The sequence below is a fragment of the Streptomyces fradiae ATCC 10745 = DSM 40063 genome (genome assembly GCF_008704425.1).
Lineage (GTDB): Bacteria > Actinomycetota > Actinomycetes > Streptomycetales > Streptomycetaceae > Streptomyces > Streptomyces fradiae.
In genome coordinates, this window is record NZ_CP023696.1 from 2,894,946 (window position 1) to 2,916,782 (window position 21,837).

Sequence of the window (21,837 nt, forward strand, 5' to 3'; positions counted from 1 at the left end):
CGCACCGGTACGCGTCAACCGGTACGCGTCAACCGGTACGCGTCAGCCCGTGCGCCTCAGCCGGTACAGGACGCCCGAGTCGGGGTCGCCGACGTAGGCGAACAGCTGCGGGTGCTCCCGCGTGCCGAGGGACTCCCAGTACAGGTTCGCGCAGCCCTCCACCCACACGTCCACCGCGTAGGCGCCGACCGCACGCCAGGTCCCCCTGCCCGTGCACTCCCGCGCCTCGTCGGAGAAGTCGTCCACGTCGACGCCCGCCGCCTCCGCCGTGCCGTCCGCCGCGAGGCGCAGGGTCCCGCCCTTCCCGTCGGACCAGACGCCGACGGCGGCGCCCCCCAGCAGCCGGGGGCGCTCGTACGGTTCGACCAGGCCCACCGCGCTGCCGACGAGGCCGAGCACCGCGGTCACGGCGACGGCGCCCGCCCCGTACAGCAGCGTCAGCCTGATGACCCGCCCCGTTCCGGGGCCGTCCCCCGCACGGCGCAGGACGCGCCGCACGGCGAGCCCCGGCACGGTCAGGAGAACCGTCAGGTACGGCCAGAGCGCCAGCCCTCCGCGCCACGCTCCCAGGGGCAGCGCGACGGCCATGACCAGCAGCCCGGACGCGGCGGCGGCCACGACCGGCAGCCACCACCACGCGTCACGGCCCCGTACGCGCCTGCCCGTCCACGCGGCCAGCACGGTGAGCGGTAGGACGAGCCCGACCGTGACCAGGTAGGCGAGGAGCAGGGCCGGAAGCCCGAAGACGACCAGCGCCGCCGGAGCCAGACCGTGATTGCCGGGCAGGACCGACGTCTCGCGGGTCGAGGCGTGGATGAGGTACGCCGTGCACAGGACCGCCGCCTCGACCGCCAGCGCGCCCATCGAGACCAGGCTTGCGCTCCCGTACCTCTCGGTGAGGGTCCCCTTCGGGGGAGGCGGAGGCGGAGGCCAGGAAGAAGGGGGCGACGCGGAAGAAGGGGCGGTGGATGGGGACCGGGGTGGAGGCGGGGGGCCGTCGGAAGCGGGTGCGGGCGGGCGCGGGGGCCCCGGCCGCTGCCCCACCGCCGCCGGGCCATGGGGCCGTTGCCGCCGCCGCGCGTCGTCGTCGTCGTCCACCTGAATCCCCTCCTGCGGGGATCATCCTCCCGGCGGCAAGGCGGCGCCGCACCGGGGTCGGCATGCAGAGTCGTCAGACGGAGTCGGCGTCCAGGGCCGGCGACCGCGTCCCGCCCGCCCGTCCGGCGCGGTGGCCGGCGCCGGACCCGCGATCCGCTATCGCCGAGGTACGTCATGCCCTCGTCGTCCCCTCGCGGCGGACCGCTGCTCCCAGGGTGATCAGCCGGGCGCCGGCCGTCAACCGCTCCGCGGGGGACGGGCCGTCACGCGGAGTTGGTCATCGTGCGGGGCGCCTCGTACGGGCACGGCTCGCGCACCCCGCCGGGAGCGCCCAGCGCGGCCGTCCGGTCCACCTCGCACCAGATGCGCTTGCCGCGGCCCTCCGGCGTCCAGCCCCACCGGTCGGCGAGGCCGTCGATCAGCTCGAGCCCCCGGCCGTGGGTGTCGGCGCCGTCCGCCCGGCGCTGCTGCGGCGGGCACGCGCTGCTGTCCGCGACCTCGACCCGGACGATCCCGGCACCCCTGCCGCCCGGCCCGAACAGCAACCGCAGCTCGGCCGGGCAGCCCGTGTGCACGACCGCGTTGGTCACCAGCTCCGAGATGAGCAGCACGAGCGTGTCGGTCAGCGACTCGTCCACCGCCATCCCCGAGCCGGCCAGCCGCGACCGCGCCCATCTACGGGCCCTCCCCACCTCCGCGGGGTCCGGGCCGATCTCCAACTGAACCTGAAGCACCTGCACCGCTCACACCATCCGAACCGGCGGACACATCGCCTCGCGCCTCACAGCGAACCTTGGGCGCTCAGCATGGTTGACGTAGCGTCACCGGAACAAGCGCTTCGGGCATATTCCCGCGCGAAGGAGTACGGCTGGTGCATACTGTGCGACGCACTTTCCGCCCAGTCGAACGCGAGCACGCAACCGCAACAGCCGCCCCACCAGCACCCGGACACGCCGGAAGGGACCGTTCCGCGCGCGAGACGCCGCCACCGGCCCAGCGAGTGGTCTACCCGCGGCACCGCACTCCGTACACCCCGCGCCGCTCACCGAACGTGACAGGCGGCCCGTCCGGGCGCACAGGAGCCGGCTCAGGCGGAAGCCGTCCCCGCGCTGGGCGCCGCACCGGCGGGCGCCGGCTCCGCCCCGGTCGCCGACGGCACGTCCGGGTACACCTCGAACAGCCGCCGCACCCCCAGCGCGGCCAGCACCCGGTTGACGTGGGAGCCCTCGACCGCGCCGCGCGCCGGGAGGATCAGCCGCAGCCGCCCGCGGCACGAGTGCAGCAGCCGGCGCGCCGCGATGAGGACGCCCACGCCGCTGGAGTCGCAGAACAGCACCCCGGACAGGTCGAGCACCACCTCGTGGCGGCCGTCCGCCACCGCCTCGTGCACCCGGCGCCGCACCTCCGGCGACGACACCAGGTCCAGCTCCCCGGAGATGCGCAGCACGGTCCAGGCGCCCTGCTCGGCTCGCTCCACGCTCAGCATCACGCCGCTGCGACCTCTCCTCGCCCGCCGCCGGGCTCCGGGTACGGACCATCCGGAGGATGTACTTCCCGTCCCGCCTGCCCCGTTCGCCACGCCCGAAACACACACGGCCGAGGTTGGCGGCTTCCTTACCACCACGGCGTCCGAGATTCCGGCAGTTGCCCGAAGGACGGTGCGCCGCGGGGGCCGCGCACTACATTCGAAGGATGCCCATGGAGACACCGCAGCGCTGGGATCGCAGGATGCAGCAGCGGCTGGCGCGGGGCGAGGCGGCCGCGCTGGGGGAGCTGTACGACCGCTTCGCCTCCCTCGTGCACGGCACCGCCCTGCGCGTACTGGAGGACGAGCGGGCCGCCGACCTGGTCACGCGGGAGGTGTTCGGGTACGCCTGGGAGAACCCGGACGCCTACGACCCGCGCGAGGACGGCTCGTTGCGGGCGTGGATCGCCCGGCTGGCCCGGCGGCAGTCGGTGCACCGGCTGCGGCAGAACGGCGCGCGGGCCCTGGAGGAGGGCGGCTCGGGCTCGGCGGAGGAACTGGAGCAGCGGGTGCGGCGCGCCGCCGTGGCGGCCCGCGCCGACTACATCGTCACCGCGATGCCGGCGCCGCTGCGCAGGGCGCTGGAGTCGGCGTACTTCCAGCGGCGGGACTACCGGCAGACCGCCGCGCACCTGGGCGTGACCGAGGCGGAGGCGCGGCGCCGGCTGCGGCTCGGACTGCAACTGCTGTCCACCGCGCACACCGGGCCGCTGGACGGGTCCCCGCCCGGCTCCGGAGGGAACCCGCTGTGACCGGCGTCCAGCACGGCGACGGCCCTCAGGGGCGGCCGGAGACCACCGAGGAGGCGCACGCGCTGCTGCGCTCCCTGCTCGGGGCGTGGGCGCTGTCCGCCTGCTCCGCCGAGGAGACGGCGGCCGTCGAGGACCACCTGACGGAGTGCGCGCCGTGTGCGGAGGAGGCGCTGCGGCTGCGCGACGCGGTGGGGCTGCTCCACCACGAGCGGGACCTCGACCTGGACCCGCTGCTGCGCTCCCGGGTCCTGGACAACTGCCTGGGCCGCCGCCCGGCGCGCATCCCCGTCCCGGCGTGGGCCGGTCCGTACGACGCGGAGACCGCGCGGCTGGACGCGCTGCTCCAGGACATCGGCCGCGCGGAGTGGCACGCGCCGGTGCGGCTGCGGTGGTTCGCCGACGGGCGTCCGGCGAGCCGGTCGACGGACGTCTCCGGGGTGATCGGCCATCTGCTGGCGGTGGACGGCCTGGTGGCCGCGGCCGTGGGCCTCGACGACCCGGTGGTCCCGTACGGGGAGGGCCCCCACGCGGTGGGCGCGCTCGCGCGGCACCCGTACGGAGCGGGGCCGTACGGGGCGGGGCCTTACGCGCGGCACCCGTACGGGAAGGACCCCGGCGAGGACGACCCCTACGGGGCGGAGCCCTACGGGAACGACCCCTACGGGGAGGGGAGTCCGGGTCCGGGGCCGGCCGAGCGGACGGAGGCGTTCTGGCGGGCGCTGGAGGAGAGCGGCGACGAGCGGTGCCTGCGCGACCCGTGGCGGCACCAGGCGCACACGCTGGTGCGGACGGTGTCGCTCGCCGGGCGCGGGGTGACGGAGCTGCCGGTGCCGTACGGGACGTACACGCTGCCGCTGCGGGACGCCCTGCTGGAGCGGGCGTTCGAGTGCTGGCTGCACGCGGACGACATCGCGTCCGCGGTGGCCTACCCGTACGACCCGCCGGCCGGGCCCCATCTGCACGAGATGATCGACCTGGCGGTGCGGCTGCTCCCGGCCGCGCTGGCCGAGCGGCGCCGCTCCGGTCTCGCCGGGCCCGCGCGCACCCTCGTACGGGCGGGCGCGCCGGGCCGGTCGCTGCGGCTGGAGGTGGAGGGCGCGGGCGGCGGCCACTGGTACGTGGCGCTGGACTCCCCGGCCGCGCTGGCCGGTCCGGAACGGCAGGTGGCCCTCGTGGCGCTGGACGGCGTGGAGTTCTGCCGGCTGGTCGCCGGGCACCTGACGCCGGAGGAGGCCGCGGCCGGGCAGGAGGGCGACCGCGAGGCGATCCGGGACGTCCTCCACACGGCGGCGTCCCTCAGCCACCTGTAGCCGCCCCGGCGCCGAGGGGGCGGCGCGCGGTGCGGGCGCCGTCGCACCGCACCGCACCGCACCGCCGGGGCGGGCCGGGCCGGTACGACCGTGCCGCACCTCCGGGCCGGGCCGGGCCGGTACGACCGTGCCGCCCCGGCCCCGGGCGGCCGTGCCGTCAGGCGAAGACGACCGTGCGGGTGCCGTTCAGCAGGATGCGGTGCTCCGCGTGCCACTTGACGGCCCGCGCGAGCGCCTGGCACTCCACGTCCCGGCCGACGGCGACGAGCTGCTCCGGCGTCACCTCGTGGCCGACCCGCTCGACCTCCTGCTCGATGATCGGGCCCTCGTCGAGGTCGGCGGTCACGTAGTGCGCCGTGGCGCCGATCAGCTTCACGCCGCGCGTGTGCGCCTGGTGGTAGGGCTTGGCGCCCTTGAAGCTCGGCAGGAACGAGTGGTGGATGTTGATGATCCGGCCGCTCAGCGCCTTGCACAGGTCGTCCGAGAGGACCTGCATGTACCGGGCGAGGACGACCAGCTCGACGTTCTCGCCGCGCACCAGCTCCAGCAGCCGCGCCTCGGACTCGGCCTTGGTGTCCCTGGTGACGGGGATGTGATGGAAGGGGATGTCGTACGACGCCACCAGCTCGGCGAAGTCGGTGTGGTTGGACACCACGGCCACGATGTCCACCGGCAGCGCGCCGATCCGGGCGCGGAACAGCAGGTCGTTGAGGCAGTGGCCGAACTTCGACACCATCAGCACGACCCGCATGCGCTCGTCGGCGCGGTGGATCTGCCACTCCATGGCGAAGGAGTCGCCGACGGCGGCGAAGCTGGCCCGCAGCTTCTCGACGGTCACGGGCGTCTCGGCGGAGAAGTGCACCCGCATGAAGAACAGACCCGAGTCGCGGTCCCCGAACTGCTGACTGTCCTCGATGTTGCACCCGGTGATGAACAGGTAGCTCGACACGGCGTGCACGATGCCCTGCTTGTCGGGACAGGAGAGCGTCAGGACGTACTGGTCGGTCATCCCGGCAGGATGCCACACGGGGGCGGCCCCGGCACCGGCCCGTCCGCCAGCCGGACCGCCCCGCACCCTCCCCGTACCGCCCTCGTAGGCCCCCGTCCCCGCCCGCCGCTACACCGCGCCGGTCAGCGCGCGCAGCGCGTGCAGGGGGCGCGGCGGGACGTCCGGGTCCTCGCCGTCGGCGGCGGAGAGCCGCACGTGGGCGTCGCGGGCCGCGTGCACGGCCTCCGGCCAGCCGGGGTGCTCCAGGTACGCGGAGACGGGGGCGTCCGGGCCGACCTGGTGCATGATCCGCAGGACCCGCAGCACGGCGAGGTCCACGAGCTGGGCCTCGGTCGCGTCGCGGAATATGGTGCCGACGTACTTCTCCGCCGACCAGTTGTCCAGCCAGGTGTCCTCGACCAGCCGGTACACGGCGTCCGTGACGTCCCCGTACCCGTCGGCCCCGGCCAGCCAGCACTCCTGGTGGAAGCGGACGTCGGAGAGCATGTGCAGCGCGGAGCGCACGTTGGCGCGCCAGCGCCACCAGGGCATGTCGTTGAGGGGCATGCCGCCCATGGTGGAGGAGTGACGGCCGCGACGGGAAGAGTTCATCTGCGTTCACCTTGTGGTCCCGGTCATGGCGGACCGGGCCCGGACGTGCTGCGGGGCACCCGGGCCGGCGGGCGGCGCGGCACCGGGTTCGTACGCCCTCCACCGTACGCGCTCCACCGGACGCGCCCGGTGGTGCCCGCAATTCACCTCGCCGCCACCGAGCGTTGAACCACCCTCACATCAGCGTTACCCGTGAGCCGGAATGGTGCAGACCCATGACCGGTAACGGCAGGCGACGCTTTGCCACCTCCCTCACGTCCAGGGCCGCCGCGGCTCTCGTCGCGGCGTCCCTCCTCACCGGGTGCGGTGCCCTCCCTGGAGCCACGGGGGGCTCCAGGGACCCCGTCACGGTGATGACCTGGGCCCCTCAGGAAACCAAAGCGACCAACATGCCCGGAATGCCCGCCATGGCCCAGGCGTACGCGCGCTGGGTCAACAGCCAGGGCGGCCTGGCCGGGCGCGAGCTGCGCGTGATCACGTGCAACGAGGGCAACACCGCGACGGGCGCCGCGACCTGCGCCCGCAAGGCCGTCAAGGAGGGCGTGGCGGCCGTCGTCGGCTCCTACAGCCAGCACGGCCGCGCCTTCATGGCCCCCCTGGAGGCCGCGAACATCCCGTACATCGGCGGCTACGGCCTGTCCGACGAGGAGTTCACCAGCTACCTCTCCTACCCCGTCAACGGCGGCCAGGTCGCCCTCCTCGCGGGCAACGGCATGCAGCTCGCCGCCTCCTGCGAGCGGGTCTCCCTGGTCCGCCCCGACACCATCGCGGGCGACCACCTGCACCGGCTGCTCAACTCCGGGCTGGCCCGCGGCAAGCAGCGCGAGGCGTTCGACATCCCGGCCGCCGAGGACGCCGGCGAGTACACGGCCGTGGCCTCCCGCTCCCGCTCGCGGGCCGGCGAGGAGCGCGGCTGCGTGACCGCCGCGCTCGGCGAGCGGACCGCGCACTTCTTCGACTCCTTCCGCAGGCTCTCCCCGGACGGCAGGGACGTGCGCGTCTCGTCGGTCCTCGGCAGCGTCGACCAGCTGCTGGTGGACCGTACGGGCGGGGCGTCCGGACCGTTCGAGGGCGCCTACATCACCGGCTGGTACCCGGAGCCGGCCGACACCCGCTGGGAGCCGATGCGGCGGGTGATCCGCGAGCACGCCTTCGGCGACAACCGGATCGACCCCGCCGACGCGGGCGTGCAGACCACGTGGATCGCCTACACCGTCCTCAAGCGGGTGGTGGAGGAGATCGGCGACGGGAAGGTCACCCCGGGCAGGATCGCCCTCACCCTGGACCGCGGTGTGCGGGTGGACACGGGGGGCCTCACCCCGACCCTGCGCTGGCGGTACGAGGACATGCTGGGCATCCCGGGCTTCCCGCGGCTCGTCAACCACCAGGTCACGTTCCAGGTGGTGCGCAAGGGACGCATGGTCGCCCAGCGGGCCGACTTCGTGGACGTGGGCCCGACCCTGCTGGACGCCCGCGCCTCGTGACGAGCCGGGCGGCGACCCGTCCGGCCCGCACCGCCCCGCGCCCGGCCCTCCGGGAGCGGGGCGGCGGCCGTCGCTAGAGCTGGGTGGGCTGCCGCTTGGTCAGGCCGTACGTCTCGGCGATGCCGTTCCAGAGGCGGGCCGCCTCGCGCTTGGCGCCGGTCGCCTCGCCGCTGGCGACGGCGGCCTGCGCGGTGCTGCCGGTGTTGCGGGCCTTGCCGTCCTTGCAGTTCTTCGGCTTCTTCACCTGGTCCGCCCAGGCCGCGTAGTGGTCGTCGGCCTTGGCGGACGCCTGCCACGCCTTGGTGAGGGAGGCCGACAGCTCCGTGTGGTCGGGCAGCTTGTCGATCTTGATGCCGCGCAGCCGGTTCACCAGCTCCCGGCGCTGGCCCGCGGCCTCCCGCAGGTCGGAGGCGGCCTTGTCGAGCTGCTCGCACTTCTTGATGTTCTCGACGGAGCGGATCACCACGTCACGGCTGTCGTTGCTGTCCGCGAGCAGCTTGTCCAGCTCCACCGCCTGGTCCTTCACCGGGTCCGGGGCGGGCTCGGACGAGGCGGGGGCGGACGGGCCGGGCGCCGGGGCGACGGGCGAGGCGGCACCCGCCTTGTCCACGGCCGGCTTCTCGTCGCCGCCGCTCAGCAGCGCGCCCGCGCCGAGGCCCACGACGGCGCACCCGACCACGACGGCGGCCACGAGCGGCACCTTCGAGCGGCGCCTTTCGGGCTCGTCGTAGTCGTCGTACTCGCCGTATCCGTGAGCGCCGTGAGCCCCGTGCGGCGGGGGCGCCCCGTGGGCCCCGTGCGGTGCCTGGGCTCCGTGGGCTCCGTGGGCTCCGTGGGCCGGGGGCGTCTGGCGGCCGTAGGGCGGGGGCGGCTGGTGGGCCTGGTGCGGCGGCTGGGGCCGGCCGGGCGGGTGCGGGGCGGACGCGTCGATGCGCGGCATCTGCTGCGTGGCGCCCGGGGCGTCGTTCCTGAACAGGTTGTCGAACTCCGCCGGGGGGCCGCTGTCGCTGGGCACGGGCGGAATGAACTGCGTGGCCTCCGAGTCCGGGTCCGGCTGCGGTGGCCGGTGGGGCTGGGACTGGGGCTGGTGCTGGGGCTGCTGGGGCTGGGGGTATCCCTGGGCCTGTGGATACCCCTGGGGCTGCGGCTGCTGGTCGTACGCCTGCGGCGGCTGCTGGGGATGTCCCTGGGACTGGTCCTGAGGCCGGGGGTATCCCTGCGGCTGCGGCTGCGGGGGGTACGGCTGGGGGCTCGCCTGGGGCGGCTGCTGCGGGGGGCCCGCCTGCGGGTAGCCGTAACCGGGCTGCTGCGGATAGCCGTAGCCGGGCTGCGCGTCGCCGGGCTGCGGGTAGCCGTAGCCGGCCGGGGCCGCGTGCTGCGGGTAGCCGTAGCCGGGTGACGGCTGCTGGGGCTGGGGCTGCGGCGGCTGCTGGTACTGCGGGGACTGGTACTGCGGGGGCTGCGGCTGGTACGGGGGCTGCTGGGGCGCCGGTCCCGGCTGCCCACCGAGACCGGTGCCCAGGAACGCGGTCGACTCCGCCGCGGTCTCCGCCGGGGCCTGCCCCCGCTCCGGCGGCAGCGGCGCCGACGCGGGCGGGACGGGCCGCAGGTACTGCGTGGCGGGGTCCTCACCCGGGACGGCCTGCGGGGGCGGCGGCCCCCAGGGTTGGCCAGGGGCCTGACCCCACGACTGGCCCTCCTGGCCGTGTCCGCTCTGCGTCACCGGGACTCCTACGTGTGAACCTACGGAAGCGTCGGCTCACGCTACCGGTTGTGTCCCTGACAGCGCACACGGGTACGGGCGTTACCCCGCGCACAGGTCCGCGGCGACCGTCGCACCCCCACCGCCCGCACGCCTCCCCCTCGGCCTCCGCCGCCCGATCCCGGCCCCCGCCCGGCCCCGCCCCGCCCCGGCCGCCAGGAGGCCGCGCGCCTCCCACGGCTCGGCCTCACGCCGCCTGCGGCTCCAGCCGGGCCGTGAACTCCCGGACCGCCGGCTCGTCCCGGTACGGCTCCAGCCGCGCCTGGAGGTCGTCCAGGTACTCGGCACCGCGCGACGACCGCAGCGTGCCCAGCAGTTCGGCCGCGCGGGCACCCGTGTGGCAGGCCTGCTCCACCTCCCGCTGCTGCACCTGCGCCGCCGCCAGCAGTGCCAGGCCGATCGCGCGCCGCCGCGCACGGGCCGGCGGGTGGCCCTCCAGCGCCTCGCCCGCCGAGCGCGCCGCAGCCTCGGCCTGGCCCAGGTCGCGGTGGCAGTGGGCCAGTTCGTCGGCCAGGTACGCGTGGTCGAAGTGGGCGATCCACGCGGGGTCGTCGCCCTTCTCCGGGTCGGCCCGGTCCAGCGCCTCCACCGCCCGGCCCGCCACCTCCTGGCAGGTCCGCGCGTCGCCCAGCAGGGCGTGCCCCCGCGCCTCGGCCGCCAGGAACATCGCCTCCGCGCGCGGGGTGACGTGCCCGCGCGCCCCCTCCTGCGCGGCCCGCGCCAGCTGGGCGATCTCACGCGGGTTGCCCAGCTGCGCCGCCAGGTGGCTCATCGACGCGGCCAGCACGTACCCGCCGTACGCCCGGTCGCCCGCCGCCTGCGCGAGCCGCAGCGCCTGGATGTAGTACCGCTGCGCCAGCCCCGGCTGACCGGTGTCGACCGCCATGTATCCGGCCAGCTCCGTCAGCCGCGCCACCGCCGCGAACAGCTCGCGGCCCACCGCGTCCCGGTAGGAGCCGGAGAGCATCCCGGAGACGACGCTGTTGAGGTAGTGGACGACCACGGGTCGCACGTGCCCGCTGCCGAACCGGTGGTCCAGCTCGACCAGCCCCTCCGTCATCGCCCGTACGGCGCGCACGTCCGCCAGGCCGACGCGGGCGCCCGCGGTGCGGGCCACCTGCGGGTCGGGGCCGGTGATCAGCCAGTCGCGGCTGGGCTCGACCAGCGCGGAGGCGGCGACGGCGGAGCCGGACAGGAAGTCCCGCCGCCCCACGTCACTGCGCCACAGCTCGCAGACCTGCTCGACCGCTCCCGTCACGGTCGGCGCGAACTGCAGTCCCACGCCGCCGGCCAGGTTCCTGCCGCTGGCCATGCCGATCTCGTCGATCGTCACCGTGCGGCCCAGCTTGCGGCCCAGCGCCTCGGCGATGATGCCGGGCGCCCGGCCGCGCGGCTGCTGCCCGCGCAGCCAGCGGGCCACCGACGTCTTGTCGTACCGCAGGTCGAGCCCGCGCTCCGAGCCGACCATGTTGACGCGGCGGGCGAGCCCGGCGTTGGAGCAACCTGCCTCCTGGATGAGTGCCTGCAGCCGTTCGTTCGGCTGGCGGGCGACGAGCGGCCTCGCTGCCATGACTACCCCCTGAGGTGCCGGTGGCGATCAGTCGCCCCGATCACTGCCCGGCTGATGTCCGGAGAATGCGGAAACCGTGCGGAATCTGGCGCTGTCATACCAAAACATCGGAAAGGACCGCCTGGTGCGGCGCATGCCCGGGACGTACCGCGGCGGCCGTCCCCCGACGGCCCCGGGGCCACGTCCCCGCCCCTGCCTACCCCTCCGCCGCTCCCACCGCCCGTGCGCGCCCCCGCACATGCACCCATGCGCCCCGCGTGCCGAGCCGATGCACCGCCGCGTTCACTTCTGCGCCCCGTAACCCCCCGTGGGGTGGACAGTTGTGCTGACCGTGGAAGAGACCAAGGGAGTGACGGAGGCCGCGCACATCCCCCAGCAGCGCGGCGAGCCGCTGGTGGACAGCGCCGTACGGTACGCGGAGGAGCGGCACTGGGACGTGTTCCCGGGCACCTGGCTGGAGACCGGCGACGGGCTGGAACGCTGCTCGTGCGGGGACGCGGCGTGCGCGGCGCCGGGCGCGCACCCGTTCCGCGAGGACTGGGCGGCGCAGGCCACCGGCAGCCCGGTCGCGGCGCGCCGCCTGTGGGGCAGGCACCCTCGGGCGTCGGTCCTGCTGCCGACGGGCCGGACGTTCGACGTGCTGGACGTGCCGGAGTCGACGGGCTTCCTGGCGCTGGCGAGGATGGAGCGGATGGACGTGGCGCTCGGCCCGGTGGCCTGCGGGCCGGCCCGGCGGATGGCGTTCTTCGTGCTGCCGGGCGCCGCCGCGAAGACCGCCGACCTGATCCGGGGGCTCGGCTGGTCCCCGGCCGGCCTGGACCTGGTGGCGAAGGGCGAGGGCGGGTACGTGGTGGCGCCGCCGACGCGGGTCGGCGGGCAGGGCGCGGTGCAGTGGGTGCGCCGCCCGACGCACGCCAACCGCTGGCTGCCGGACGCGGAGGAGCTGATCAGCCCTCTGGCGTACGCCTGCGGCCGCGACGCGGCGGCGGCCCGGGCCCGATGAGCGCCGGGCGGTGAAGGCGCCCTCCGCGGAGGCCCGTTGAGGCCGCCCGGGGACCACCGGGGCCCGGGCAGGCCGGTTCGGTGAGGGCGCCCGGCCGCTGGGGCGCCCTCCCGTACGGCGGGACCCTCGCCCACCGAGCGCGCGAACACCCCGCCGTACGGCCCGGCCGCGCACCCCGCCGTACGCCCCGCCGTACGGCCCGGCCGTACGCCCCGCCCGTACGCCCCGCCGTACGGCCCGCCCGTACGCCCCGCCGTGGGCCGGCCGGACGCCCCGCCGAGGCCGGGAACCCGCCGGCGGCGCCCGCACTCGGCAACGGGCGGCCCGCGCTCGCTGCCGGAATCGGAAACCGCGCTTCTGCCTGCGGCTTCGTAGGCTGGCCCCGTACAGACGATCGACGGGGACGGCGGGAGGCGGCAGTGACCATGCCGGAGCAGGGCCAGCGGGGCGACGAGGCGGGCGGGGTGCCGGACGCGGCCCCGCCCGCCGTACGCGTGGAAGGGCTGTGGAAGCGCTTCGGCGAGCAGACGGCGGTCGCCGGGGTGGACCTCGTCCTCCCCGCGGGCCGGTTCGTCGGCCTCGTCGGCCCGAACGGCGCGGGCAAGACCACGACGCTGTCGATGGTGACCGGGCTGCTCCGCCCCGACCAGGGGCGCGTCGAGGTCGCCGGGCACGACGTGTGGCGCGACCCGGCGGCGGTCAAGGCCCGCATCGGCGTGCTGCCCGAGGGGCTGCGGCTGTTCGAGCGGCTGTCGGGGCGCGAACTCCTCGCGTACACCGGCCGGCTGCGCGGTCTGCCGGGCGCCGAGGTCGACAAGCGCGCCACGCAGCTGCTGGACGTGCTGGACCTGGCGGGCTCGCAGCACAAGCTGGTCATCGACTACTCGACCGGCATGCGCAAGAAGATCGGCCTCGCGGCGGCGCTGCTGCACAACCCGGAGGTCCTCTTCCTGGACGAGCCGTTCGAGGGCGTGGACCCGGTGTCGGCGCAGACGATCCGGGGCGTCCTGGAGCGGTACACGGCGTCCGGCGCGACGGTCGTCTTCTCCAGCCACGTCATGGAGCTGGTGGAGTCGCTGTGCGACTGGGTCGCGGTGATGGCCGCGGGCCGCATCCGCGCGCACGGCCCGCTGGCCGAGGTGCGGGGCGGGGCGGCCACGCTCCAGCAGGCGTTCCTGGAGCTGGTCGGCGCCTCGGGCCGCGACACGGGCGAGTCCCTGGACTGGCTGGGCGGTGCGCGGTGACGCACGCGAACGGCGCCTCGGGTACGGGTACGACCGCGGGCGCGGGCGCGGTGGCCGGGCCGGTGGCCGGGCCGGGGGGCGCGGGCGCGGGGCGCGGGGCCGCCGCCCGGCCGCCGGGCGCCTCGGCCGGGACGCTGACCTCCGTCTTCGTACGGCTGAAGCTGTCGCTGCTGCGCAACGGACTGCGCCAGTCGTCGGGCCGTACGGCGGTCTTCGTCGTCTCGATCGTCCTCACCCTGCTGTTCGCCGCCGGTCAGCTCCTCGGCCTGGTGCTGCTGCGGGGCCATGCGCAGGCGGCCACGCTGGCGGTGCTGCTGACCGGGGTGACGGCGCTCGGCTGGGCGGTCATGCCGCTGTTCTTCCCGAGCGGTGACGAGACCCTGGACCCGTCCCGGCTGGTGATGCTGCCGCTCAGGCCGGGGCCGCTGGTGTGGGCGCTGCTGGTGGCGTCGCTGGTGGGCACCGGCCCGCTGTTCACGCTGTGCCTGGCGGTGGGCGCGGGTATCTCCGTGGCGCACGGGGCGTTCGCGGTGGCCGTGGCGGTGGTCGCGGTACCGCTGGTGCTGCTGGTGTGCCTGGCGCTGGCGCGGGCGGTCGCGGCGGCGAACATCCGGCTGCTGACCTCCCGCAAGGGCCGCGACCTGGCGCTGCTGAGCGGCCTGGTGGTGGCGATCGGCATCCAGGTGGTCAACTTCGGGGCGCAGCGCCTCGGCCAGGCGGGCGGGCTGGCGCGGCTGGAGCCCGCGGCCGACCTGGTCCGGTGGGTGCCGCCCGCGTCGGCGGTCGGCGCGGTGGACGCGGCGAGCCGGGGCGCGCACGGCACGGCGGCGGCGCAGCTGCTGCTGTCGGTGGCGGCGCTGGCGGGGCTGCTGTACTGGTGGCAGCGGAGCCTGACGAAGCTGATGACGGCGCCGGACGGGTCGACGGTCGCGGCGGCCGGGCCGGACGCGGACCGCAAGCGCCCGGGTGCGGGCGGCGGCTGGACGGCCCTGCTGCCGGAGGGCCGTACGGGCGCGGTGGTGGAGCGGGCGCTGCGGTACGCGTGGCGGGACCCGAAGGCCAAGTCGGGCTGGGTGACGGCGCTGGCGCTCGGCCTGATCGTGCCGGTGTTCAACGCGGCGCAGGGCACGGGCTCGGTGTACTGGGCGTGCTTCGCGGCGGGCCTGCTGGGGACGCTGATGTACAACCAGTTCGGCCAGGACACGTCGGCGTTCTGGATCGTCGCCATGACCGTGTCGTCGAAGCGGGACGCGTACCTGGAGCTGCGGGCGCGGGCACTGGCCCTGCTGCTGGTGACCCTGCCGTACGCGACGCTGGTCGTGGTGGTGACGGTGGCGGTGCTCGGCGACTGGGCGGCCCTGCCGGAGGGACTGGGCGTGTCGTACGGGCTGCTGGGGGCGATGCTGGGCGTGGGCGCGTGGGCGTCGGCGTACTTCCCGTACTCGATCCCGCAGGACAGCGCGTACAAGAACGCGGCGCCGGGCCAGGGCGGTCTGGCGTGGGCGTCGATGATGGGCGGGATGCTGCTCGCGACGGCCCTGTGCGTGCCGGTGGCGCTCGCGGCGTGGTGGGTGCGGACGGGGTCCGCCTCGCCGTGGCTGCTGCTGCCGCTGGGCGCGGTGTGGGGGGCGCTGCTGGTGTGGGGCGGCCTGCACCTCGCGGCGGGCCGTACGCACCGGCGCCTGCCGGAGATCCTGGCGGCCGTCAGCAAGGCGTAGCCGCCCCGCCCCGACGGGCCGGCCGACCGGGCAACCCCGGCCGGCCGGCCCGTTGCCGTACGGGGACGGGAGGGGACGGGGGGGGAACGGGGGGGCGAGGCGGCGCCGACGCGTCCGGAGCGGACGCCACGCGGGCGCCACGAGTCGGGGCGGTCGCTCCGGTGTGGTGGCGGGCGGGGCGGACGCCACGAGGCGGCGCGGTGGGCGCGGACATCACGAGGCCGAGGCGACGGGGGCGCGGCCGGGGCGGTCACCGGACGGGGCGGACGGGGTGGACGGGTCGGACGGGGCGGACGGGGTGGGCGGCGTGAGCGCCACGAGGCCGTGGCGGGCGGCGTGCGGTCGGCGCGGTCGCTACGGGGCCGTGTCGGCGAGGAAGGGCCACAGGGCCTCCCGCCAGGCCTCCGGCTGGTCGTAGTGGAGGTAGTGGCCCGCGTCCGGCACTTCCGCGTACCGCCCCTCGGGCAGCACCCGGACCATCTCCTGCGCCTCCGCCCGGCCCAGCTCGCCGTCGAGGCCGCGCACCACCAGCGTCGGGCACCGCACCTGGGCCAGGGTGTCCCAGTGCGCGTCGTGCACCCAGGTCGAGCGCGCGGCCAGCATCTGCTGCGGGGCGAACACCGGGCGCCACCCGTCGGCCGCCTCGCGCATCACCTCCGCGAAGAACGCGCCCCGCGCCGCGTTGGGCCGCTCGACCCAGGGGTCGTCCTCCCCGAACCACCTGCGGACGTCCGCGAGCGTCCCGAAGGGCACCGGCCAGTCCCGGAACCACTGCTCCCACTCGCGCTGCGACGCCGCCCCGAGCGCGGACGCCCGCATGTCGGCGATGACCAGCGCGCGCACCAGGTCGGGGCGCTCCGCCGCCACCTGCCAGGCCGTCAGCGCGCCCATGGAGTGGCCGATCAGCGTGACCGGGGCGAGGCCGAGCTGCTCGATCGCGGCGACCGCGTCCGCCACGTACGCCTCGCGCGTGTAGGGGCCCGCGGCCGGCTTGTCGCTCTGCCCGTGCCCCCGCTGGTCCAGCGCGACCGCCCGGTAGCGCTGCGACAGCCAGCGGGACGTCTCCGCCCAGTGCGACGCCCGGCCCATCAGCCCGTGCAGCAGCAGGACGCCGCCCCCGGTCTCGGTGCCGTCGTCGCCCGGCCCCTTGGCCGGCTCGGCGAACTCCCAGGCGGCGAGGCGTACGCCGTCGGCCCCGGTCAGATCGGTGCGTCGCACCATGTGCCCTGGCACCCCCTTCAGTCACGTCGGAACCACGTCGGGACCCACGTCGGAACTCCCACGCCAGAGTATCGAACTTGCATTCGAACACCGGTCCGGGCGCGGCAACACCGCTCTTTCGAGTGACCCCGTTCCGGGGTTGACGTGCCCCGACGGGGGGAGATCTTCAACGGGAGGCGGACCACTCGGGGAAAAGGGGTCCGACGGGAGCGACCCTGAGAGCTCGGGGCTCCGGGTCGTACACGGGGAGGACGGGTCCCGGTGCCGTAAGGCGCCGGGACCTTTCACATGCGGGGTACGGGGCCCCTCGCCGAGCGCGGTGCCGGGGCCCCGGCCGTGCGCGCGGGCGCGGCGGGGTGCGGTCGGCGGGCCAGTTGGACGGTGGCGGCGGCGCATCGCACGGCTCCCCTCCCCAGGACGGACGGATCCAGGTCCCGGCCTGAGGCCCAGAGTGGCACGCGCGGAGCCGCCCTGCTGCCGTTCCGCGCGAAAGCACTCCGTAGGGTACGGCCGCCGCGCCCGTTCGGAACAGGCCGCCCGGAGCGCACCGGCTCGGGCGCCGTCCGCCCCGCCCCCGCACGCCCCGCCGCACGGGCGCCGTCCGCCCCGACCTCGCAGCCCCGTCGCACGGGCCGGGTGCCCGCGCGCGCCCCCGCGCCCGCCGCTCGGCCCGCGGGCCGCCCGCCGGAGCCCCCGCGCGGGCACAGGAAGGGCCCGGACCTCACCACCGGTCCGGGCCCCGCCGTCACCACGCCCGCCGTCACCACCGCGCCCCGGCCCCGCGGGGCGCGCGTCAGGAGAAGCTCAGCGCTTCGCGACGAAGACGTGCGACGCCACCTCCGCGTTCAGCTCCGCGGCCTCGCCGCTGCTGCCGACCAGCACACCGCCCGGCGACTCCGTCACGCTCACCACCGAGCCCGGCTGCACCCCCGCGCGCCGCAGCGTGTACATCAGCTGCGCGTCCGTCTGGATGGGCTCGCCGATCCGGCGCACCACCACGGTCTTGCCCTCCGTGCCCGCGTCCAGCTCGGCCAGGGACACCATGTTCTCGTCGAGGAACGGGTCGGCCTCGGCCTGCTCGCCCAGCTCGTCCAGGCCCGGGATCGGGTTGCCGTACGGCGACTCCGTCGGGTGCCGCAGCAGTTCGAGCACGCGCCGCTCCACGGCCTCGCTCATCACGTGCTCCCACCGGCACGCCTCGGCGTGGACCTGCTCCCACTCCAGGCCGATCACGTCGACCAGGAGGCACTCCGCGAGCCGGTGCTTGCGCATCACGCGCGTCGCCAGCCGCCGGCCCTCCTCCGTCAGCTCCAGGTGCCGGTCGCCCGCGACGGTCACGAGCCCGTCGCGCTCCATCCGGGCCACCGTCTGGCTCACCGTGGGACCGCTCTGGTCGAGCCGTTCCGCGATGCGGGCGCGCATGGGCACCACACCCTCTTCTTCCAGCTCGAGGATGGTGCGGAGATACATCTCCGTGGTGTCGATCAGTCCGGACATACGTGCCCCTCGATGCGTGACTTTTCAGTGTGCGCGGCCCTGGCTCAATTGTTGCGCATCCCGTGGGCGGCCGTGCCGCCGCCGACCCGCCCCCGGCCGGATACCGGCCCGACGCCGACCCGTCGCCGTATTGACACGGGAATGGTCCAGACCGCACCGTGATCCGCGACACAGACGAGAGGATGGCCGCCGATGGGCGACAGTACGCTGGCCGATCAGTTCTTCGACGCCGCGATCGGGCTGCTCCAGCGCGTACGGGACGAGGAGGCCGGGCCCATCGCCGCGGCGGGCGCCGCCGTCGCCGACACGGTCGCCTCGGGCGGTCGCCTCTTCGCCTTCGGGGCCGGGCACTCGTCGCTGCCCGCGCAGGACGTGGTCTACCGCGCCGGCGGCCTCGCCCTCATGAACCTGCTGCCCGTGCCGGGCGCCGTCGGCGTCGACGTGTCGCCCGCGACGCTCGGCTCCGCCCTGGAGCGGGTCGAGGGCCTGGCCGCCGCGGTCCTGGACTCCTCCCCCGCGCGCGCCGGCGACCTCCTGGTGATCATCTCGCTGTCCGGGCGGAACACCCTGCCGGTGGAGATGGCCGCCGGGGCCCGCGCCCTCGGGCTGAAGGTCGTCGGGGTCACCTCCGTGGCGTACGCGAAGGAGACCCGCTCCCGGAACGCCTCGGGCACCTTCCTGAAGGACCACTGCGACATCGTCCTCGACTCCAAGATCGCCGTGGGGGACGCGGAGCTGGTGCACGAGGGCGTCGCGGCGCCGTTCGGGCCCGCGTCCACGGTGGTGACCTGCGCCCTGATGCAGGCCGTCATGGCGGCGGCGGCCGAGGAGCTGGTCCGCCGGGGCGTGGAGCCCCCGCTGCTGCGCTCGGGCAACGTCGACGGGGGCCACGAGTGGAACGGCCGCGTGATGGACCGGTACGCGGACCGGATCTTCTACCGGCGCTGACGCGCCCCCGCGCCGGGCGCCCCGGGCCGGCCCGCCCGCACCGCCGCGGCGAACGGCGCCCACGCGCCCGCGGCGACCGCGGGGGCGGGCCCGCCCCCGCGGGCCCGGCGGGCCGCTTGGAGTCCCGCACCGGAAGCCACCGGAGGAGCCGTCGGCCACCTCCGGGCAGTCGCCGCCCGCCCCGTCGCTGTAGCTGTTCCTGCGCCGGCGGGCGGTGCTCAGGTCGACCTGGGCCCTCGCGGAACTCCTCTGGCCGCTGCCCCGACCACGGCAAGGGACGCCTCCGGCGGCAGCGCGACGGCCGCCGGCCGGTCGTACGACTCCGGCAGAGCCGCACGAGCCCTGCGCGGTCGACGAGTCGGCCGCTGTGCAGGTTCTCCGTCTTCGCACGTACGGGCGCTCTCAGGCCCCGCCCAGGTCCAGGGACGCCGCGACCCTGACCGCGACGCTCTCCGCGTAGGCGACGTCCGGGCGCTCGAAGGGCGGCCGGGTGGACGAGCGCAGGAACGTCACCACGCCCAGCGTGCGGCCCCGGCTGCGCAGCACCGCGCACAGGGCGTGCGCCGTGCCGTCCGGCCACAGGCGCTCCGCCGCCCACGCGTGCGCGGGGCCCGACGCCCAGGTGCTGGCCCGGACCGCGCCCGCCCGCTCCAGCGCCCGCAGGGCCGGGTGGCCGGGCCCGTACGGGACGGGCAGCCCGCCGCCCGCGACGGGCGCCACGGGGCCGGGCGCCTCCGCGGGCGTGGCCGCCACCCGCACCAGCCGGGCGCCGTCCTCGCGCACCACGTCCAGCAGGGCGTCGTCCGCGAAGCCGGCCAGCGCGAAGTCCAGGTACACGGTCGCCGCCTCCATCGGGTCCTCGCACTCGGCCGCCGCGGCGCCCGCCCGGTGCAGCTGGCTCGCCCGGAACCGCAGCCGGTCCCCGTCCTGGCCCGCGAGGCGCGCCTCGGTCACGTCCTCGAACAGCCACGCCACGCCCAGCGGCGCGGGCTCGCGCGACAGCGGCGACGTGAGGCGCACGAACCCGCTGCGCCAGCACCGGCGGCGCTCGCCCCGCGCCGTGCGCAGGGACGCCCACAGCTCGGCCGGGGCGGCCGGGTCGCCCTCCGCGAGGACGTGCTCGACGGCGGCCTCCAGCTGTTCGGCGCCCTGCGCCAGGACGTCGCCGAGCGGGCGGCCCAGCAGGGCGGTGCGGGAGACGCCGAAGGCGCGGGCCGCCGGGGTGTTGACGACGGCGGCCCGCAGGTCGGCGTCGAAGACGACGAGCCCGCAGGGGGCCTCGGCGAACAGGGCCTCGCTGAGGGCGACGGACCGCTCGAAGTCGAGCTGGGCGTGCACCTCGCCGAAGGCGCAGTACACCCCGGCGGGGCGGCCGTCGGCGCCGCGCACCGCGGACACCTGGGTGCGCACCAGGACCCGGCCGCCGCCCTTGCGGAGCAGCGCGAACTCGTGGAGGTCCCGGCCGGGCCCGTCCATGGCGGCCATCAGCCGCGCCTCCACGGCGGGGGCGTCGGCGGCGCGGGCGGCCCAGCCGGCGAGGCCCCGGCGGCCGACTGCCTCCGCGGCGGGCCAGCCCAGGATGCGCTCGGCCTCGTGGTTCCAGTGGGTGACCGTGCGGTCCGCGTCGAGCGCGAACAGCGCCGCGTCCATCCCGTCGAGCAGCGCGCCGAGCAGATCCCCGTCGGCCCTGGCCGTACCGCTGCCGAACGCACTCACCCCGGCACCCCCTGCGAGACATGAGCCGTCAACGCGCCCGTACGCGCGGCGCGTCCCGCCATTCAACTGGAACGTGACCCAGGACACACGGGGTTCGGAAAATTCGTTTGAACGTGGCGGGGGCGGTTCCTAGGGTGGGGGCACACGAGAAAGGAGGTGATCCGGAAGTGGTTTCTTTTCGGGTGCGTGAGGTGACTGCGGGCTGAGGCCTGCCGTCACAGGACGGCAGGCCTCCTGCCGTACACCCAAGCAGTCACCGGCCCGCGGGCTCGTCGGCACATCCGGCCGACCTCTCCCTCCGCGAGGGGGAGAGAGCAGAGCCCGCGGGCTTCTGCGTGCCCGCCGGCCGAATGCAGGCCCCGGCGCCCGGCGACTTTGCCCGACCACGGCCCCCGGTCCCCGGTCCCGCGCCGGGCCACGGCCCCCTCCCCCCGCCCCTGCGCAGCTACGGGGCGAGGCGTTCCACCCGCCAGCCGGCGGTGCCGTCGCCGTCGGCCTCGTGGACGTACCGGAGCCGGTCGTGGAGCCGGTTCTCGTGGCCCTGCCAGAACTCGACCGTGTCGGGCGCGACCAGGAAGCCGCCCCAGTGCGGCGGCACGGGGACGTCGGTGCCCTCCGGGTAGCGGGCGGCCAGCTCCTCGTACCGGGCGAGCAGTTCGGCACGGGAGGCGATGGGGGTGGACTGGGTGCTGGCCCAGGCGCCGAGCCGGGAGCCGTGCGGGCGGGTGCGGAAGTACGCGGCGGTCTCGTCGCGCCCGACGCGGGTGACCCGGCCGGTGACGACGACCTGGCGGGCGATCGGGTGCCAGGGGAAGAGGAGCGAGGCGTGCGGGTTGGCCGCCAGCTCCGTGCCCTTGCGGGAGTCGTAGTTGGTGTAGAAGACGAAGCCGCGCGCGTCGAAGTGCTTCAGCAGCACCGTGCGGGCCGAGGGGCGGCCCTGGGGCGTGGCCGTGGCCACGACCATGGCGTTCGGCTCGTGGATCGCCGCGTGGCCGGCGGCCTCCTTGAACCAGAGCGCGAACTGCTCCATGGGGTGTGCGGCGAGGTCGCGCTCGGCGAGCTCGGAGGTGTGGTACTGCTCGCGCATGGGCGCCGGATCGTAGGCGGGGTCCAGGGCGGGGTCCAGGGCGTCGGTCACGGCGTCCATCCTGCCTCAGGGCAGTCCGGCCGCAGCAGTCTGCCCGGCGGGCGGGGGGCTTAATCGCGTCGGCCCGGAACGGCGGAGTGTGCCTGATGTCACGCTTCCCCGCATCGGGGGAACCCGACAGACTCGACGCTGGGGCACTGTTCGGTCCCTCCAGACCCACGTGCACGTCGCGTACGCCGGCACCCCGTCGCGTACGCGCGCACACGGTCACCATCCGCCGGCACCCGCCGGCACCGTCGGCA

At 75.9% G+C, this 21,837-nt stretch carries 18 protein-coding genes; 7 read left to right on the forward strand and 11 right to left on the reverse strand.

Translation table 11 applies throughout. The features are described 5' to 3' along the window. Window positions 1-42: 42 nt before the first annotated feature. From CP974_RS12735 to CP974_RS12745, 3 genes are all read right to left on the reverse strand, one after another. Window positions 43-864: a hypothetical protein gene (locus tag CP974_RS12735; protein WP_051839113.1), complete on the reverse strand. Its 822-nt coding sequence runs from the start codon at window positions 862-864 to the stop codon at window positions 43-45. A 497-nt stretch (window positions 865-1,361) separates the two neighbouring features. Next, window positions 1,362-1,838, reverse strand: coding sequence for an ATP-binding protein (locus tag CP974_RS12740; protein ID WP_078915417.1), 477 nt, complete (start codon window positions 1,836-1,838; stop codon window positions 1,362-1,364). 347 nt (window positions 1,839-2,185) lie between these two features. After that, window positions 2,186-2,584 carry an STAS domain-containing protein gene (locus CP974_RS12745; protein WP_051839111.1) on the reverse strand — a complete coding sequence of 133 codons (399 nt, stop codon included), beginning with the start codon at window positions 2,582-2,584 and terminating at the stop codon, window positions 2,186-2,188. Between the two features lie 206 nt (window positions 2,585-2,790). Here CP974_RS12745 and CP974_RS12750 point away from each other — a divergent pair, with 206 nt between their 5' ends. Both CP974_RS12750 and CP974_RS30200 read left to right on the forward strand, forming a co-directional pair. After that, complete coding sequence (locus tag CP974_RS12750) at window positions 2,791-3,375, forward strand: sigma-70 family RNA polymerase sigma factor (RefSeq protein ID WP_031129580.1); 585 nt, start codon at window positions 2,791-2,793, stop codon at window positions 3,373-3,375. Then, entirely contained in the window at window positions 3,372-4,685 is a 1,314-nt protein-coding gene (locus tag CP974_RS30200) for a zf-HC2 domain-containing protein (protein WP_373276763.1), read from the forward strand. Before CP974_RS12750 ends, CP974_RS30200 begins: the two co-directional genes overlap by 4 nt. Window positions 4,686-4,842: 157 nt before the next feature. Here the strand turns inward: CP974_RS30200 and purU are convergent, their stop codons facing one another. Continuing rightward, window positions 4,843-5,694: a formyltetrahydrofolate deformylase gene (gene purU, locus CP974_RS12765; RefSeq protein WP_031129576.1), complete on the reverse strand. Its 852-nt coding sequence runs from the start codon at window positions 5,692-5,694 to the stop codon at window positions 4,843-4,845. A gap of 108 nt (window positions 5,695-5,802) precedes the next feature. Continuing rightward, window positions 5,803-6,285: an SCO4402 family protein gene (locus CP974_RS12770; protein WP_078915415.1), complete on the reverse strand. Its 483-nt coding sequence runs from the start codon at window positions 6,283-6,285 to the stop codon at window positions 5,803-5,805. A 215-nt stretch (window positions 6,286-6,500) separates the two neighbouring features. Here CP974_RS12770 and CP974_RS12775 point away from each other — a divergent pair, with 215 nt between their 5' ends. Beyond that, window positions 6,501-7,769, forward strand: coding sequence for an ABC transporter substrate-binding protein (locus tag CP974_RS12775; protein WP_031129574.1), 1,269 nt, complete (start codon window positions 6,501-6,503; stop codon window positions 7,767-7,769). Window positions 7,770-7,842: 73 nt separating this feature from the next. Here CP974_RS12775 and CP974_RS12780 read toward each other — a convergent pair whose 3' ends face one another. Beyond that, window positions 7,843-9,492 (reverse strand): hypothetical protein, encoded by a 1,650-nt coding sequence (locus CP974_RS12780; protein ID WP_051839109.1) that lies wholly within the window; start codon window positions 9,490-9,492, stop codon window positions 7,843-7,845. Window positions 9,493-9,718: 226 nt separating this feature from the next. Further along, on the reverse strand, window positions 9,719-11,101 hold the full coding sequence (locus CP974_RS12785) for an NsdA family TPR-like regulatory protein (RefSeq protein ID WP_031129571.1): 1,383 nt from the start codon (window positions 11,099-11,101) through the stop codon (window positions 9,719-9,721). 322 nt (window positions 11,102-11,423) lie between these two features. On the opposite strand from CP974_RS12785, the gene CP974_RS12790 reads away from it, so the two are divergent. The 3 genes from CP974_RS12790 (at window position 11,424) to CP974_RS12800 (ending at window position 15,066) form a co-directional block, all read left to right on the forward strand. Further along, window positions 11,424-12,104: a bifunctional DNA primase/polymerase gene (locus CP974_RS12790; protein WP_031129570.1), complete on the forward strand. Its 681-nt coding sequence runs from the start codon at window positions 11,424-11,426 to the stop codon at window positions 12,102-12,104. A 425-nt stretch (window positions 12,105-12,529) separates the two neighbouring features. Then, window positions 12,530-13,348, forward strand: a complete 819-nt coding sequence (locus CP974_RS12795; protein WP_031129569.1) for an ABC transporter ATP-binding protein — start codon at window positions 12,530-12,532, stop codon at window positions 13,346-13,348. A 62-nt stretch (window positions 13,349-13,410) separates the two neighbouring features. Beyond that, window positions 13,411-15,066, forward strand: coding sequence for a transporter (locus tag CP974_RS12800; RefSeq protein ID WP_373276765.1), 1,656 nt, complete (start codon window positions 13,411-13,413; stop codon window positions 15,064-15,066). A 354-nt stretch (window positions 15,067-15,420) separates the two neighbouring features. Here the strand turns inward: CP974_RS12800 and CP974_RS12805 are convergent, their stop codons facing one another. Then, on the reverse strand, window positions 15,421-16,287 hold the full coding sequence (locus CP974_RS12805; protein WP_031129567.1) for an alpha/beta fold hydrolase: 867 nt from the start codon (window positions 16,285-16,287) through the stop codon (window positions 15,421-15,423). A gap of 804 nt (window positions 16,288-17,091) precedes the next feature. Continuing rightward, window positions 17,092-17,784 carry an iron-dependent transcriptional repressor DtxR gene (locus CP974_RS12810; protein WP_031129566.1) on the reverse strand — a complete coding sequence of 231 codons (693 nt, stop codon included), beginning with the start codon at window positions 17,782-17,784 and terminating at the stop codon, window positions 17,092-17,094. A 192-nt stretch (window positions 17,785-17,976) separates the two neighbouring features. Between CP974_RS12810 and CP974_RS12815 the strand changes: the two genes are divergently transcribed. Further along, entirely contained in the window at window positions 17,977-18,732 is a 756-nt protein-coding gene (locus CP974_RS12815; RefSeq protein WP_031129565.1) for an SIS domain-containing protein, read from the forward strand. 402 nt (window positions 18,733-19,134) lie between these two features. Here CP974_RS12815 and CP974_RS12820 read toward each other — a convergent pair whose 3' ends face one another. Both CP974_RS12820 and pdxH read right to left on the reverse strand, forming a co-directional pair. Then, the gene (locus CP974_RS12820; protein ID WP_031129564.1) at window positions 19,135-20,448 is read right to left on the reverse strand and encodes a PAS domain-containing protein; all 1,314 of its coding nucleotides are present in this window, start codon (window positions 20,446-20,448) and stop codon (window positions 19,135-19,137) included. Between the two features lie 445 nt (window positions 20,449-20,893). Then, window positions 20,894-21,535 (reverse strand): pyridoxamine 5'-phosphate oxidase, encoded by a 642-nt coding sequence (gene pdxH, locus CP974_RS12825; protein ID WP_037937018.1) that lies wholly within the window; start codon window positions 21,533-21,535, stop codon window positions 20,894-20,896. Between the last annotated feature and the right edge of the window lie 302 nt (window positions 21,536-21,837).

Coding starts and splice junctions, on each gene's coding strand:
- CP974_RS12810 (WP_031129566.1), bottom strand. CDS start 17,784: ATGTCCGGACTGATCGACACCACGGAGATGTATCTCCGCACCATCCTC.
- CP974_RS12775 (WP_031129574.1), top strand. CDS start 6,501: ATGACCGGTAACGGCAGGCGACGCTTTGCCACCTCCCTCACGTCCAGG.
- CP974_RS12770 (WP_078915415.1), bottom strand. CDS start 6,285: ATGAACTCTTCCCGTCGCGGCCGTCACTCCTCCACCATGGGCGGCATG.
- CP974_RS12795 (WP_031129569.1), top strand. CDS start 12,530: ATGCCGGAGCAGGGCCAGCGGGGCGACGAGGCGGGCGGGGTGCCGGAC.
- CP974_RS12815 (WP_031129565.1), top strand. CDS start 17,977: ATGGGCGACAGTACGCTGGCCGATCAGTTCTTCGACGCCGCGATCGGG.
- CP974_RS12785 (WP_031129571.1), bottom strand. CDS start 11,101: ATGGCAGCGAGGCCGCTCGTCGCCCGCCAGCCGAACGAACGGCTGCAG.
- CP974_RS12745 (WP_051839111.1), bottom strand. CDS start 2,584: ATGCTGAGCGTGGAGCGAGCCGAGCAGGGCGCCTGGACCGTGCTGCGC.
- purU (WP_031129576.1), bottom strand. CDS start 5,694: ATGACCGACCAGTACGTCCTGACGCTCTCCTGTCCCGACAAGCAGGGC.
- pdxH (WP_037937018.1), bottom strand. CDS start 21,535: ATGCGCGAGCAGTACCACACCTCCGAGCTCGCCGAGCGCGACCTCGCC.
- CP974_RS12750 (WP_031129580.1), top strand. CDS start 2,791: ATGCCCATGGAGACACCGCAGCGCTGGGATCGCAGGATGCAGCAGCGG.
- CP974_RS12805 (WP_031129567.1), bottom strand. CDS start 16,287: ATGGTGCGACGCACCGATCTGACCGGGGCCGACGGCGTACGCCTCGCC.
- CP974_RS12735 (WP_051839113.1), bottom strand. CDS start 864: ATGGGCGCGCTGGCGGTCGAGGCGGCGGTCCTGTGCACGGCGTACCTC.